Genomic DNA, 13899 nt, shown 5'->3' on the forward strand with positions numbered 1-13899 from the left:
GTGGCCGCCGCGCGCAAGGACGCTGCGCGGTGAATCGTGCCCAGTTCCTGCGGCTGATGCTCGGCGCCGCGGCCGGCGCGTGGCTGGCGCGTTCGCCGCTGGCGCACGCCGCGGCCGATTACGATTTCTGGTTCACCCGGCTCAAGTACGACTCCGGCGACTGGGACGTCGACCAGCGCATGCCGGCCAACCTGATCACGTCCTTGATCGACTACACCAACCTGCGCGTGGACCCGAAGGAGCACGTGCTGGCGCTGGCCGACCCGAAGATGCTGGCGGCGCCGTTCTGCTATCTGGCCGGGCACAAGCTGGTCGAGTTCAACCCCGACGAGCGGCGCAATTTCGAGCGCTACGTGCGCAACGGCGGGTTCGTGTTCGTCGACGATTGCAACCACGACATCGACGGCTTGTTCGCCAAGTCGTTCGAGGCGCAGATGGCCAAGATCTTCGGCGCCAAGGCGCTGAAGAAGCTGCCGAAGAACCATGCGATCTACCGCAGCTTCTTCGTCTTCGACGGGCCGCCGGCGACCGGTTTCGAACTCAACGGCTGGGGCGACGATCTGGTCCACGATTACCTCAAGGGCATCGAGATCGACGGGCGCCTCGGGCTGCTGTACAGCAACAAGGACTACGGCTGCGAATGGGACTACGACTGGCGCAACAAGCGCTTCCTGGCCGAGGACAACACCAAGTTCGGGGTCAACATCGTGATGTATGCGTTGAACTCGTGATTCTTCATCGGCACAGCGGATGGTTTCGGGAGCGGTTATGAGCAGCGACGATACGAACGGCGGGGCGGAACTGCAGGCGCAACTGGCGCGGCTCGGCGAGCTGCGCGCGGCCATCGCCCAGGCCATCGTCGGCCAGGACGAGGTGGTGGAGCAGTTGCTGATCGGCCTGCTCGCCGGCGGGCATTGCCTGCTCGAAGGCGTGCCGGGGCTGGGCAAGACCTTGCTGGTGCGCTCGCTGGGGCAAGCGCTGGAACTGCAGTTCCGCCGGGTCCAGTTCACTCCCGACCTGATGCCCAGCGACATCCTCGGCACCGAGTTGCTGGAGGAGGACCACGGCACCGGCCATCGCCATTTCCGTTTCCAGCCCGGGCCGATCTTCACCAGCCTGCTGCTGGCCGACGAGCTCAACCGCACCCCGCCCAAGACCCAGGCGGCGCTGCTGGAAGCGATGCAGGAACGCACGGTGAGCTACGCCGGCACCACCCATTCGCTGCCGGCGCCGTTCTTCGTGCTGGCCACGCAAAACCCGCTGGAGCAGGCCGGCACCTATCCCTTGCCGGAGGCGCAGCTGGATCGTTTCCTGCTGCACATCCGCGTCGGTTATCCGAGCGAGCAGGAAGAGCACGACATCCTGCAGCAGACCACCGGCAGCCACAGCGCGCAGGTGCCCAAGGTGATGGACGCAGACGCCGTGCTGGCCTTGCAGGCGCGGGTGCGCGAGGTGCACCTGGGCGAGGACGTGCTGCGCTGGGTGACGCGCCTGGTGCGCTCCAGCCGCCCCGCGGCCGATTCGCTGAGCGAAGTGCGGCAGTGGGTGAAGTGGGGCGCCGGCCCGCGCGCCGGCCAGTCGCTGGTGCTGGCGGCCAAGGCGCGCGCCTTGCTGCACGGCCGCTTCGCCGCGACCCGCGAGGACGTGGCCGCGCTGGCCGCGCCGGTGATGCGCCATCGCCTGCTGCTGTCGTTCGCGGCCGAGGCCGAGGGCAAGAGCGCGGACGACGTGATCGCCGCGCTGCTGCGCGGCGTGCCGTTTCCGGGGTGATCGCGATGGCGGGCGACGGCGGCGCGGCGACGGGTGAGGGCGGATCGTGCGCGATCTGATCCCTGCCGACGTGCGCGCGCGCTTGCGCAGCCTCAGTCTCGTTTCGCGCCGCGCAGTCGGAGCGCAGGGGATCGGCGCGCACCACAGCCGCTCGCGCGGCGCCGGGCTGGAGTTCGCTCAATACCGGGCTTATGAGCCCGGCGACGAACTGCGCCAGATCGACTGGAAACTGTATGCGCGCTCGGACCGTTTCTTCGTCCGCGAAGCCGAGCGCGAAAGCCCGCTGGCGGCGTGGCTGCTGCTCGACGCCAGCGCCTCGATGGACCAGCGCGACGGCGCGCGCCCGGATTATTCGCGCCTGGACGCAGCCAAGGCCATCGCCGCCTGCACGGCGGAACTGGCGCTGCGCCAGAACGATCGCTTCGGCCTGATCGCCCTGCGCGAGGACGGCCTGCGCCTGATTCCGCCCGCGACCGGCCCGCGCCAGCGCGACCGCCTGTTGCTGGAACTGCACGGCCTGCAGGCGCGCGGCGCCTGGCCGCAGGCGGCGCTGCTGCGGCCGCTGTGGGAGCGCATCGGCGCCGGCGATCTGGTGCTGATGCTCGGCGACGGCCTCGACGAAGGCGCGCTGGCGGTGGCCGAGCGCCTGGCCGCGGCGCGGCGCGAAGTGCTCAGCGTGCGCATCCTCACCGCCGAGGAACGCGATTTCCCGTTCCGCGGCGGCCACCGTTTCCGCGATCCGGAGAGCGGCGAGGAACTGCTCGGCGACGGCGACGCATTGCGGCGCGAATTCATCCAACGCTTCGCCACCGCGCGCGCCGCGGTCGATGCGCGCATGGACTCGGCCAGCATCCGCCACGCCGAGCACGTGCTCGATGAGCCAGTCGACCTGCCGCTGCGGCGCCTGTTCGGCGACCGCGACGCCGCGGGGGACGCATGAACGCGGCGCTGCTGCTGCCGATGGCGCTGGCCGCGCTGGCGGCGCTGGCGCTGCCGTTGCTGATCCACCTGGCGCGGCGCAGCGAACAGCGCCCGACCGTATTCGCCGCGCTGCGCTGGCTGCGCGAGAAGCCGCGCCCGCGCAGCCGCCTGCGCTTCGACGAATGGCCGCTGTTGCTGCTGCGCCTGCTGCTGTTGGCGGCGCTGGCGCTGCTGCTGGCCAAGCCGGTGTTGTACGGCGCGCAGCCGCGCACCGCGTGGTTGGCGGTCGCGCCGGGCGTCGATCCGGTGCGCGCAGCGGCGGAGTTCGGCGACGCCGAACTGGAACGGCGCTGGCTGGCGCCGGGCTTCCCCGAGCTTGATCGGCCGGCGCCCACGTCGCCGGCCGACACCGCCAGCCTGCTGCGCGAACTGGACGCGAGCTTGCCGCCCGGCGTCGCCTTGACCGTGGCGGTGCCGACGCGGCTCGATGGCGCCGACGGCGCGCGTCTGCGCCTGTCGCGGCCGGTGCAGTGGCGCGTCATCGACGACTCCGCAAGCGCGGCCGCCGCGACGACGCCGCGCGAGACAGCGCTCGCGCCGCCGCCGATCCGCTACGCGCCCGAACGCGCGGCTGCGGCGGTCTATCTGCGCGCCGCGGTCGGCGCCTGGAACGAACCGGCCGTGGCGGTGGACGCCGCGCCGCTGGCGCAGGCCTACGATGCGAAGGCGCGCACGCTGATCTGGCTGGCGCCCGGCCCGGTGCCGGCTGCGGTGCGCGAGTGGGTCGGGCAGGGCGGCCGGGTGCTGCTGGACGCGCAGGCGCAGTGGCCCGAAGCGCGTTTCGACGCGCCGCTGTGGCGCGATGCGGACGGCACGGTGCGCGTGGTTGGCGCGCGCGTGGGCCGCGGCCAGGCGCTGCGCTTCGCCGGCCCGGTGCAGCCGCGCGAGTGGCCGGCGCTGTTGCAGCCCGGATTCGCCGCCGGGCTGCGCGACTTGTTCGCTGCCACGCCGCCGCAACCGGCGCGGGTAGCGGCGCGCGACTACGCGCCGGTTGCAGGCGGCCCGGCGTTCGCCGCGCCGCCGCTGGATCTGCGGGTATGGCTGGCCTTGCTGGTCGCGGCCTTGTTCCTGCTTGAGCGTTGGTTGGCCACGCGTTCCAGGCGCGGGGTTGCGCCATGACCGCGATGCAGCGAATCCAGCATTGGCACGCGCAGGTGCGCCGCAGCCGCGCGATCCACTTGGCGCTGGTTTGGGGCGTGTGGCTGGTGCCGTTGTTCGCCTTGAGCGCGAGGTGGCTCGGCGTCGGCCCGGCTTGCGCCGTCGTCGTGGTCGCCATTGCCGCGGTCGCGGTGCGGGTCTGGCGCGGTGTCCGACGCCTGGATCGCGAATGGCTGGTGCGGCGCCTCAATGCGCTGCGCTCCGACATGGACGACAGCGCCGATCTGTTGTTCGCCGAACCCGATTCGCTGCGCGGGTTGCAGCGTTTGCAGCGCGAGCGATTGCAGCGGCGGATCGAAGCCGGGCCGGACAGCGATCTGCGCGAGCCGCAGTCGTGGCGCACCTTGGCCGCTGGCGCGACGATCGCGCTGGCGCTGACTGCGGCGGTCGTGTTGTGGCCGCAAGCCAACCGTATGCCGGCCGAACCCGCATTGTCGCCCACGCCGCCGGTCGCCGCCGCGCCGGGCCAGCCGCGTCTGGTCGCCCAGGCGCTGCGGATCGAACCGCCGCGCTACACCGGTTTGCCGGCGCGCGACGAACCCAGCCTGGAAGGCCGCGCGCCCGAAGGCGCGACACTGCGCTGGCGTCTGCGCTTCCAGCCGCAACCGGCGCAGGCCGCCTTGGTCTTCCACGACGGCGAACGCCTGCCGCTGCGGCGCGAAGGCGAGGACTGGAGCGCGCAGCGCGCGTTGGCCAAGTCCAGCCTGTATCGGATCGAAGCGGCCGGCGCGCCGCAGGCGCAGAGCCGGCGGCTGTACCGCCTCGACCTGATTCCCGACCGCCCGCCGCAACTGCGCGTGCTGCAGCCCGAGCGCGGCCTCACCTTGCTAACGCGCGGCCAGAAGAGCTGGCCGCTGGCGTTCGAGGCCAGCGACGACTACGGCGTCGCCGCCGGCGCGCGCCTGCGCATCGTGCTGGCGCAAGGCAGCGGCGAGCAGATCACCTTCCGCGAACGCAGCGTCGAACTGCGCGGCAGCGGCGATGCGACCCGCAAGCGCTTCGTCCACGCGCTGGATCTGGCCGCGCTCGGCTTCGCGGTCGGCGACGACCTGATCGTCCAGCTCAGCGTGTCCGACAACCGCGCGCCGCAGCCGCAGACCGCGCTGAGCCCGAGCCTGATCCTGCGTTGGCCGGCCGATCCGGGCAGCGACGCCACCGGCATCGAGGGCATGGTCAAGACGGTGTTGCCGGCGTATTTCCGCAGCCAGCGCCAGATCATCATCGACGCCGAAGCCTTGCTCGCGCAGCGGCGCAAGCTCGACGGCGAGACGTTCGTGAAGAAATCCGATGCCATCGGCGTCGACCAGCGCCTGCTGCGCCTGCGCTACGGCCAGTTCCTCGGCGAGGAGGCCGAGGGCGAGCCCAAGCTGCCGACCAGCGACAGCGACGACGATCACGCGCACGATGGACATGAAGGCGAGCATCGCCACGGCGACCGTGCCGATGCGCCAGCGCCCGCCGACGCGCACGATCACGACCACGGCGCGCCGGCCGCGGCCAAGCCGGTGTTCGGCGAATCCGGTTCGGTGCTGCAGGAATTCGGCCACACCCACGACCACGCCGAGGCCGCGACCTTGCTCGATCCGCAGACCCGCGCGCTGTTGAAGTCCGCGCTGGACCAGATGTGGCAGTCGGAACTGCATCTGCGCCAGGGCCAGCCGCAACAGGCGCTGCCGTTCGCGTACAAGGCGTTGGGCTTCATCAAGCAGGTGCAGCAGGCCAGCCGGATCTATCTGGCGCGGGTCGGGCCGGAGCTGCCGCCGATCGACGAAAGCCGGCGCCTGGGCGGCGACCGCGCGGGGCTGGCGCGGCGCGAGGATGCGCTGGCGGCGGCGAGCGCGGCCGATCCGTTGCCGGCGCAGTTGTGGCGCGAGTTGCAGGCGCCGGCGTCGCAGCCGGTGGATTACGCGGCGCTGGAGCGTTGGCTCGGCGCGAATCAGGCGCGCGTGCCCGATCCGCTCGCGTTCGCCGCGGCGCTGGCCGCGCTGCGCGACCGGCCCGATTGCGGCGAGTGCCGCGCGCGCCTGCGCGGCCTGCTGTGGCCGCTGTTGCAGCCGCCCGCGGCGGCGGTGCGTGCGCGCGAGGCCGGCGATGCGCGCGACCGTCGTTACTTCGACGCCTTGCGGCAGGAGGCGCGATGAACGCGATGAACTGGGCAATGGCCGTCGCGGTCGTGCTCGGCGTCGCCGCTGCGTTGGCGATGGCGCGCACGGCGCTGCGCCAGTACCGCGCCGAGCCGTCGTCGCGTTCGCGCGGCTGGCGCGTCGCGCTGTTGTTGCTGGCGCAGCCGCTGGTCGCGGCATTGCTGTATTTCGCGCTGTTCCCGCCGCGCTTGCCGGAACAGGCCGGCACCTTGCTGGTCGCCACCGCCGGTGCCGACGAGGCGGCGTGGCGCGAGGCCGCGGGCGAGGTGCGCGTGGCGCTGCCGGAAGCGCCGCAGGCCATCGCCGGCGAGCGCGTGCCGGATCTGGCGACCGCGCTGCGCCGCTATCCGCACAGCCAGCGCCTGCGCATCGTCGGCGCCGGCCTGGCGCCGCGCGACCGCGAGGCGGTGCGCGGTCTCAAAGTCGATTTCTCGCCCGCGTCGTTGCCGCGCGGGATCGTCGCTGTGTGGGCGCCGGCGCGGGTCGGCGAAGGCGAGAGCTTCGGCGTGCGCGGCCGCATCGAAGGCGCGAGCGGCGGCGCGGTGGAACTGCTCGATCCGGCCGGCCAGCGCGTGGACCGCGTAGCGCTCGGCGCCGACGCGGGCTTCGCCGTGGAAGCGGTGGCGCGAGTCGCCGGCCGCGCCGGTTTCGTGCTGCGCGCGGTGGATGCGCAGCAGCGCGAGATCGAACGCGTGGCGCTGCCGGTGTCGGTAGAAGCCGAGCCGCCGGTACGGGTGCTGCTGTTGGCTGGCGCGCCGGGGCCGGAGCTCAAGTATCTGCGCCGCTGGGCCAGCGACGCCGGGCTCAAGCTGCACACCCAGATCGCGGTCGGCGCCGGCCTGCAACTCGGCGACGCGCCGCTGCGCATCGACGCGCCGACGCTGGCCGGCTTCGACGCGGTCGTGCTCGACGAGCGCGCCTGGGACGCGCTCGCGCCGGCGCAACGGGCTGCGTTGATCGGCGCGCTACGCGGCGGCCTGGGCGTGCTGCTGCGCGCGACCGGGCCCTTGTCGTCGGGTGTGCGCGCGCAACTGCGCGAGCTCGGCCTGGAGCCCGGTGCGGGCGCCGACACCAGCACGGTGCGGCTGCCGAACGAACGTTTCGACGAAGCGGCATTGCGCGCCAGGCTGGGCCCGGGCAGCGTCGACGCGCCGCGTTCGCAGGAACAGGCGCCGCCTGCGTTGCCGAGCTTGACCCGGCGCGTTTTGGCTTTGGATGCGCCGGCCTTGCAGGCCTTGGGCGTGGACGCCGACGGCAAGGCCTTCGCCGCGTGGCGCTCGGCCGGGCAGGGGCGCATCGCGTTGTGGGGTTTGAGCGACAGCTTCCGGCTGGTGCTGGCCGGGCGCGAGGACGCGCATGCGCGGCTGTGGAGCCGGGCGCTGTCGGCGCTGGCGCGGCCGCGCGCGGTCGCGCGCGCCGACATCGGCAGCGCCGCGCGCGTGGGCGAGCGCGTGCGCGTCTGCGGCGCGGGCGCGCAGGCGAAGATCGCCGCGCCCGACGGTGCGCGGGTCGATGTGTTGCTCGATCCGGCCGCGGGGCCGCAGGCGTGCGCTGGCTTCTGGCCGACCGCTGCCGGTTGGCATTCGCTCGAACAAGGCGAGCGCCGCCAGGACTTCTACGTGCGCGCCGCCGAGGAGGCGCCGGGATTGCGCGCGAGCGAGTTGCGCGATGCGACCGCCGCGCTGGCGCTGGGTTCGGCCGAATCGCCGGCGGCGGCCGTGGCGAGCGATGCGGCGCAGACCGGCGAACGCGGTTCGCCATGGCGCTGGTTCGCCGCTTGGCTGGCGCTGTGCGCGGCGCTGTGGTGGTTCGAGCGCTCGCGCCTGGGGCGCGGCGGTGTGGCCGCGCTTGCGCAGGCGGAGCCCGTCAACCCGGGGCGGTGAGGTTCGAAGCGACCGGAGCCGAAGGCGTCGGGGCTGAAGCCCCTCCCACAAAGGAGCGGCTGGCGCCGTGTGCAGTGTGAGGCCCGTGACCGAGCCCGGAAACTTGCGAGAGAGGCCGGGTCAGACCCGTGATCGAGCCCGGAAACTTGCGCAAAGAGATCGGAACCGTGTGAGAGCGCCTGGAAACGTGTGGGAGGGCCTTCAGGCCCGACGCTTTCCGCTCAGCCGCGACAAACCCCGCCCGCCAGCGCCACCGCACTCAGATCGACTGCATCCGCCCGCCGTCGACCGCCAGACTCACGCCGTTGACGTAACCCGCCGCCGGCGAACACAGGAACGCGATGCAGGCGCCGATCTCGCCGGGCTCGGCGAAGCGCGCGGCCGGCACGGTCTTGCGCATGGCCTCGATCACCGCCTCGGGCGTCTGTCCGCTGCTGCGCGCGCGATCGGCGACGATCTGCTCGATGCGCGCGGTGAGGGTGTAGCCGGGCAGCACGTTGTTGACGGTGATGCCGTCGCGGCCCAGTTCGCGCGACAAGGTCTTGGCCCAGCTCGCCACCGCGCCGCGGATGGTGTTGGACACGCCCAGGCCAACGATGGGTTCCTTGACCGAGGTCGAGATCACGTTGACCACGCGCCCCCACTGCGCCGCACGCATGCCCGGCAGCACCGCGCGCAGCAGGGCGTGGTTGGCGAGCAGGTGGCGGTTGAAGGCGTCGAGGTAGGCCGCGTCCTCGGCCGCGTGGGCCGGGCCGCCCGGCGGGCCGCCGGTGTTGTTGACCAGGATCTGCACCGGCTTGCCGGCGGCCAGGGCCTGCACCTGCGCCGACAGCGCGGCGTGTTCGGACACGTCGGCGGCGATCCAGCCGTGCGCCTGCGCGCCCTGGCGCGGCAGTTCGGCGGCGACCGCGGCCAGCGCATCGGCGCGGCGCGCCAGCACGGTGACGTCGCAGCCCAGCAGCGCCAGTTCGCGCGCGGCGGCGCGGCCGATGCCTTCGGAGGCGCCGCAGACCAGCGCGTGCTTGCCGGTGAGATTCAGGTCCATACGCTAACTCCTGTGTGCGGCGGCCCGCAGCGCGGGCCGCGGTCAGTCTTGCGCGTCGGGTGCGGCCATGCGCTCGCGCATCAGCGCGGCGACCGCGCGGCTGTGCTCGCGCGGCTGCGCCTGCAACTGCGCGGCGACGCTCTCGCGATTGCCCAGCGGATGGTTCTGGCTGAGCTTGAATTTCAGCTCGATGCGTTCGACCTGCAAGCGGAAGCCGACGATGCCGCGCAACTGCCGGCGCAAGTCGTCGCGCTCGCTGTCGAAACGCCAGTCGCCGCCGACGCGCGCTTCGTGGCGCACGCTCAGCTCGTCGACCAGCGCGGCCAGCGAGGCTTCGTCGTCGAAGGTGTCCAGGCGGCCGTGCAGGTGCGCGACCGCGTAGTTCCAGGTCGGCACGCGCGCGGCCGGTTCTTTGTCCAGGTACCAGCCGGGCGAGACGTAGGCGTGCGGGCCGTGCAGGATCGCCAGCGCCGGGCCGGCGTGGCGCGCCTGCGGATTCGGCCGCGCCCAGTGGCCGCGCAGTTCGACCCGTTCGCCGTCGCGCGAGTACAGCAGCGGCAGATGGCTGACTTCCGGCGCGCCGTCGCGCACGGTGATCAGCGTAGCGAAATCGTCGGCCGCGGCGAGGCGGTCGAGCGCGGCGAGGTCGGCTTCGTTGAACGCGCGCGGCAGGTACACGGCCGGCTCAGTGCCGCGGCGGCAGTTTCTGCAGCATCTGCGCGGCCAGCGCGGCGTCGCTGCCGGCCTGCGGCGGCGACAGCTCGGCCAGGGCGAAGCCGCGCGCGGCCGCGTCGTCCTCGTCCAGGCCGTCGTACTGGACGAACTCGGCGTCCATCAACGCCGCGCGCGCGGTGTCGTCGCTGTCGTAGGGCAGGGTGTTGCCGTCGCTGTCGAGGACTTCGGCGGTGCCGGCCTCGAGCACGCGCAGGCGCGCCCAGATCACGGTGCGGCCGAGCGTGGCCAGCCACCATTGTTCGTTTTCGAATACGTCGGTCATTACGGCACCAGCAGGGAAAGCAGCCACAGCAGCCCGGCGCAGGCCAGCGCGGCGAAGGTGATCAGCAGCGAAACCCGCGCCGGCGTCGCCAGGCCGTCGAGGTTGCGGTCGGCGGCGGCGCGGTAGCGCCGGCGCAGCAGCCAGTTCCACGCCGCCGGCGTCACGAACGCGGCTTCGCCGAGTTCGCCGCGCAGCGCCGGGTGGCGGTCGCGCAGGTGCACCAGCGCCAGCGGCCAGAAGATCGCGAACGCGCACAGGGCGGAGATCGCGATGCCTACGAAGGTCAGGGCCAGGAACAGGATCATCCGCTGCCTCTTGGTTGGGTTGCGGTGAGGCGGGCGTTGAACGGTCGCCGCGCCGCCTCGCGATCGTCATCTCCGCGCAGGCGGAGATCCAGAGACTTCAGCGCCATGCCTGGATGAAGCCCTGGGTTCCCGCTTTCGCGGGAACGACGGGAGGGGGCGGACGCGTCCGCCCGGAAACGGTCAAAACTCCGCGCTGCCCGGCGCGCGCGGATAAGCGATGGCGTCGCGGATGTTGGCCAGCCCGCACACGTACACCACCAGGCGCTCGAAGCCCAGGCCGAAGCCGGCGTGCGGCACCGTGCCGTAGCGGCGGAAGTCGCGGTACCAGCCGTAGTGCGCCGGGTCCAGGCCGAACTGGGCCATGCGCGCGTCGAGCACGTCCAGGCGCTCCTCGCGCTGGCTGCCGCCGATGATCTCGCCGATGCCCGGGGCCAGCACGTCCATCGCCGCGACGGTCTTGCCGTCGTCGTTGAGGCGCATGTAGAAGGCCTTGAAGTGCTCGGGATAGTTCAGCACCACCACCGGGCGGCCGACGTGTTCCTCGGTCAGCCAGCGCTCGTGCTCGGTCTGCAGGTCCAGGCCCCATTCGACCGGGAACTCGAACTTTTTGCCCGACTTCTGCAGCAGCGCGATCGCGTCGGTGTAGTCGATGCGCTCGAACGGCGAGTTGACGAACGCCTCCAGGCGCTTGACCGCGTCGGGCTGGACCCGCTCGGCGATGAAGGCCATGTCGTCGGCGCGCTCGTTCAGCACCGCGCGGAACAGGTATTTGAGGAAGTCCTCGGCGACCTGCGCGTTCTCCATCAGGTCGGCGAAGGCGATCTCCGGCTCGATCATCCAGAACTCGGCCAGATGGCGCGTGGTGTTGCTGTTCTCGGCGCGGAAGGTCGGGCCGAAGGTGTAGACCTTGCTCAGCGCCAGGCAATAGCCCTCGACGTTGAGCTGGCCGGACACGGTCAGGAAGGTTTCCTTGCCGAAGAAGTCGCGCGAGAAGTCGACCGCGCCGTCCTTGCCGCGCGGCAGGTTGGCCATGTCCAGCGTCGACACGCGGAACATCTGCCCGGCGCCTTCGGCGTCGGAGGTGGTGATGATCGGCGTGCTGATCCAGTAATAGCCGTTCTCGTGGAAGTAACGGTGCACCGCCTGCGACAGGCAGTGGCGGATGCGGGTGACCGCGCCGAACAGGTTGGTGCGCGGGCGCAGGTGGGCGAACTCGCGCAGGTATTCCAGCGAGTGCTGCTTGGGCTGCATCGGGTAGGTCAGCGGATCCTCGACCCAGCCGACCACTTCCAGCTTGGTCGCCTGGATCTCGAAGCTCTGGCCCTGGCCCTGCGAGGCCACCAGGGTGCCGGTGGCGATCACCGAGCAGCCGGCGCTGAGGTGCTTGACCTCGCTGTCGTAGTTGGCCAGCGCATCGGTCGCCACCACCTGGATCGGCGCGAAGCAGGAGCCGTCGCTGACATTGACGAAGCTCAGCCCGGCCTTGGAGTCGCGGCGGGTGCGCACCCAGCCGCGGACCGTGACTTCACCGCCCGCCGGGAGCTTGCCTGCGAGTGCCTGTTCGACGCTTACCACCGTCATGTCGTGCCGCCTTACGCGTTGCAATGTGAGGGACGGCGATGATAACGGATCATTCCGGCGCAGCGCGCCGCGGCGTGGGCCCGTAGACTGCGGCAAGGATCACGGCTGACGGGGGCGCGGCATGGGCGAGGGCGGGACGGGAGCATTGCGGCGCGGCGGACATTGGCGCTTAGGCGCGGCCTTGGGGCTGATGCTGGCGACGATGCAGGCCGGCGCTGCGGCGCCGGCGGCGACGCCGAAACAGGCCGAGCCGGCCGCGTTGGAGCCGGTGACGCTGGACGCGGCGCGCGCCGCGCATTTCGCCGATCTGGCGCTGGCCTGCGTGGATCGCGAGTATCCCAACAAGATCGCCCACCGCCTCGACAGCGCTGCCGATGCGGTCGCGCCGTCGCGGCTGTATCCGGCCTTCTACGGCTGCTACGACTGGCATTCGGCCGTGCACGGGCATTGGCTGCTGGCGCGGCTGGCCCAGCGTTTTCCCGCCGAGCCCTTCGCCCAGCGGGCGCGGCAGGCGCTGGACCGGCATCTGAGCGCGGCCAACCTCGCCGGCGAACTGGCATACCTGCGCCGCACCGACGACGACAGCTTCGAACGTCCCTACGGCCTGGCCTGGCTGCTGCAACTGGGCGCGCAACTGCGCGGCTGGGACGAACCGCAGGCGCAGCGCTGGGCGCAGGCGCTGGAGCCGCTGGAGCGCGAGGCCGCGGCGCGGCTGGGCCGCTGGCTGCCCAAGCTGACCCGGCCGATCCGGGTCGGCGAGCACAGCCAGACCGCGTTCGCCTTCGGCCTGGCCCTGGACTGGACCCAGGTCAGCGGCGACGGCGCGCTGCGCAAGGCGTTGCTGGCGCGCACCCGCGACTACTACCTCGGCGACCGCGACTGCCCGCTGGCCTACGAGCCCTCCGGCCAGGACTTCCTGTCGCCGTGCCTGGCCGAGGCCGACCTGATGCGGCGGGCGCTGGCGCCGGACGAATTCGCGCGCTGGCTCGGCCGCTTCCTGCCGCAGATCCCGCGCCGCGCCCGCGCCGACTGGCTGGCGCCGGGCGTGGTGCTGGACCCGGCCGACGGCAAGCTCGCCCACCTCGACGGGCTCAACCTCAGCCGCGCCTGGATGCTGGAAGCCATCGCCGCCGGCCTGCCGCCGCGCGACCGCCGGATCGGCGCGCTGCGCGCCGCCGCCGCGCTGCATCGCGAACTGGGCCTGCGCGCGGTCTCGGATGCGCATTACGCCGGGTCGCACTGGCTGGGCAGTTTCGCCACCTATCTGCTAGCGCCGCCGGGGCCGGCGGGCGAGGGCGCGGCCGCCGCCGCGGGGCGCTGAGGCCGGCCGGGCGCGGGATCGCGGGGTCGGGCAGGCGCGCCGACGGCTCGGTCGCGGCGCTGCCGCCCAAACCTGCCCGCAGCCTGCCGCAGCCCGCACCGCAGCTTGAATGCGCGCCGCCAGCCGCCATATCCGGTAGCGCAGAGGCGTCGCGGCAGGCTGGTACCATGGCCCCGACGCCCGCGGCCGCCGCGCCGCCGTCCCCGCAACTACCGCTTCGAGACCGCTATGTCCGTGACCCTCGCTCCCGCCGCCCTTGCCCGCGTTCAGAATTTCCTGGCCGAGACCCCGGCCGCGCTGGGCCTGCGTTTCGGCGTGACCCGCACCGGTTGCTCGGGCTGGCAGCACGTGGCCGACCTGGCCCGCGAGCAGCGCGAGGGCGACACCGTGTTCGAACAGGACGGCGTGCGCATCTTCGTCGACGCGATCAGCCTGCCGCTGGTCGAGGGCACCCGCATCGATTTCCTCAAGCAGGGCCTGGGCGAGATGTTCGTGTTCCAGAACCCCAACGCCACCGCCGAGTGCGGCTGCGGCGAGAGCTTCACCACCTCGGCCGACGCGGCCTGAGTCCGGCGGCGCCGCTGCGGCGCTGCTACTGCCGAATCCTCATGCGACGACGCCGGGCTTGCCCGGCGTCGTCGTTTGCGCGCGTGGGTCGTCGGCGTGGACCTGGCCGCCGCCCCAGGGCCGGCTTTGCGCCGTCGGCCCGGACGC

Annotated in this window: 13 protein-coding genes; 8 read left to right on the forward strand and 5 right to left on the reverse strand. The window is 72.5% G+C overall.

Annotated features, from left to right (window positions below; all coding sequences use genetic code 11):
- The first annotated feature begins 56 nt into the window (after positions 1-56).
- From BLU84_RS17175 to BLU84_RS17200, 6 genes are read left to right on the forward strand one after another with little or no spacing between them, the layout of a single operon-like run.
- A complete protein-coding gene (locus tag BLU84_RS17175) occupies positions 57-731 on the forward strand; it encodes a DUF4159 domain-containing protein (protein WP_170849192.1) in 675 nt (224 codons plus the stop codon).
- 37 nt (positions 732-768) lie between these two features.
- Entirely contained in the window at positions 769-1770 is a 1002-nt protein-coding gene (locus BLU84_RS17180) for an AAA family ATPase (protein WP_074870111.1), read from the forward strand.
- Between the two features lie 46 nt (positions 1771-1816).
- Positions 1817-2710: a DUF58 domain-containing protein gene (locus tag BLU84_RS17185; RefSeq protein ID WP_074870115.1), complete on the forward strand. Its 894-nt coding sequence runs from the start codon at positions 1817-1819 to the stop codon at positions 2708-2710.
- Complete coding sequence (locus BLU84_RS17190; RefSeq protein WP_074870118.1) at positions 2707-3870, forward strand: BatA domain-containing protein; 1164 nt, start codon at positions 2707-2709, stop codon at positions 3868-3870. The genes BLU84_RS17185 and BLU84_RS17190 overlap by 4 nt, the downstream gene beginning before the upstream one ends.
- A gap of 5 nt (positions 3871-3875) precedes the next feature.
- Complete coding sequence (locus tag BLU84_RS17195) at positions 3876-6050, forward strand: hypothetical protein (RefSeq protein WP_074870329.1); 2175 nt, start codon at positions 3876-3878, stop codon at positions 6048-6050.
- On the forward strand, positions 6047-7936 hold the full coding sequence (locus tag BLU84_RS17200) for a hypothetical protein (protein ID WP_074870121.1): 1890 nt from the start codon (positions 6047-6049) through the stop codon (positions 7934-7936). Before BLU84_RS17195 ends, BLU84_RS17200 begins: the two co-directional genes overlap by 4 nt.
- Before the next feature lie 259 nt (positions 7937-8195).
- On the opposite strand, the gene BLU84_RS17205 is transcribed toward BLU84_RS17200, so the two are convergent.
- The 5 genes from BLU84_RS17205 to asnS form a co-directional block, all read right to left on the reverse strand.
- The gene (locus tag BLU84_RS17205) at positions 8196-8981 is read right to left on the reverse strand and encodes an SDR family NAD(P)-dependent oxidoreductase (protein WP_074870127.1); all 786 of its coding nucleotides are present in this window, start codon (positions 8979-8981) and stop codon (positions 8196-8198) included.
- Between the two features lie 42 nt (positions 8982-9023).
- Positions 9024-9659: an FMN-binding negative transcriptional regulator gene (locus tag BLU84_RS17210; RefSeq protein ID WP_074870130.1), complete on the reverse strand. Its 636-nt coding sequence runs from the start codon at positions 9657-9659 to the stop codon at positions 9024-9026.
- Between the two features lie 7 nt (positions 9660-9666).
- Positions 9667-9978, reverse strand: coding sequence for a hypothetical protein (locus tag BLU84_RS17215; protein WP_074870134.1), 312 nt, complete (start codon positions 9976-9978; stop codon positions 9667-9669).
- Positions 9978-10283 carry a hypothetical protein gene (locus tag BLU84_RS17220; protein ID WP_074870137.1) on the reverse strand — a complete coding sequence of 102 codons (306 nt, stop codon included), beginning with the start codon at positions 10281-10283 and terminating at the stop codon, positions 9978-9980. Before BLU84_RS17220 ends, BLU84_RS17215 begins: the two co-directional genes overlap by 1 nt.
- A 180-nt stretch (positions 10284-10463) precedes the next feature.
- Positions 10464-11864, reverse strand: a complete 1401-nt coding sequence (asnS, locus tag BLU84_RS17225) for an asparagine--tRNA ligase (protein ID WP_074870140.1) — start codon at positions 11862-11864, stop codon at positions 10464-10466.
- 190 nt (positions 11865-12054) lie between these two features.
- Here asnS and BLU84_RS17230 point away from each other — a divergent pair, with 190 nt between their 5' ends.
- The gene (locus BLU84_RS17230; RefSeq protein WP_211664560.1) at positions 12055-13185 is read left to right on the forward strand and encodes a DUF2891 domain-containing protein; all 1131 of its coding nucleotides are present in this window, start codon (positions 12055-12057) and stop codon (positions 13183-13185) included.
- A gap of 228 nt (positions 13186-13413) precedes the next feature.
- Positions 13414-13752, forward strand: a complete 339-nt coding sequence (locus BLU84_RS17235; protein ID WP_074870143.1) for a HesB/IscA family protein — start codon at positions 13414-13416, stop codon at positions 13750-13752.
- Positions 13753-13899 lie beyond the last annotated feature (147 nt).

Source organism: Lysobacter enzymogenes (genome assembly GCF_900106525.1).
In the GTDB taxonomy this organism is placed as follows: Bacteria; Pseudomonadota; Gammaproteobacteria; order Xanthomonadales; family Xanthomonadaceae; genus Lysobacter; species Lysobacter enzymogenes.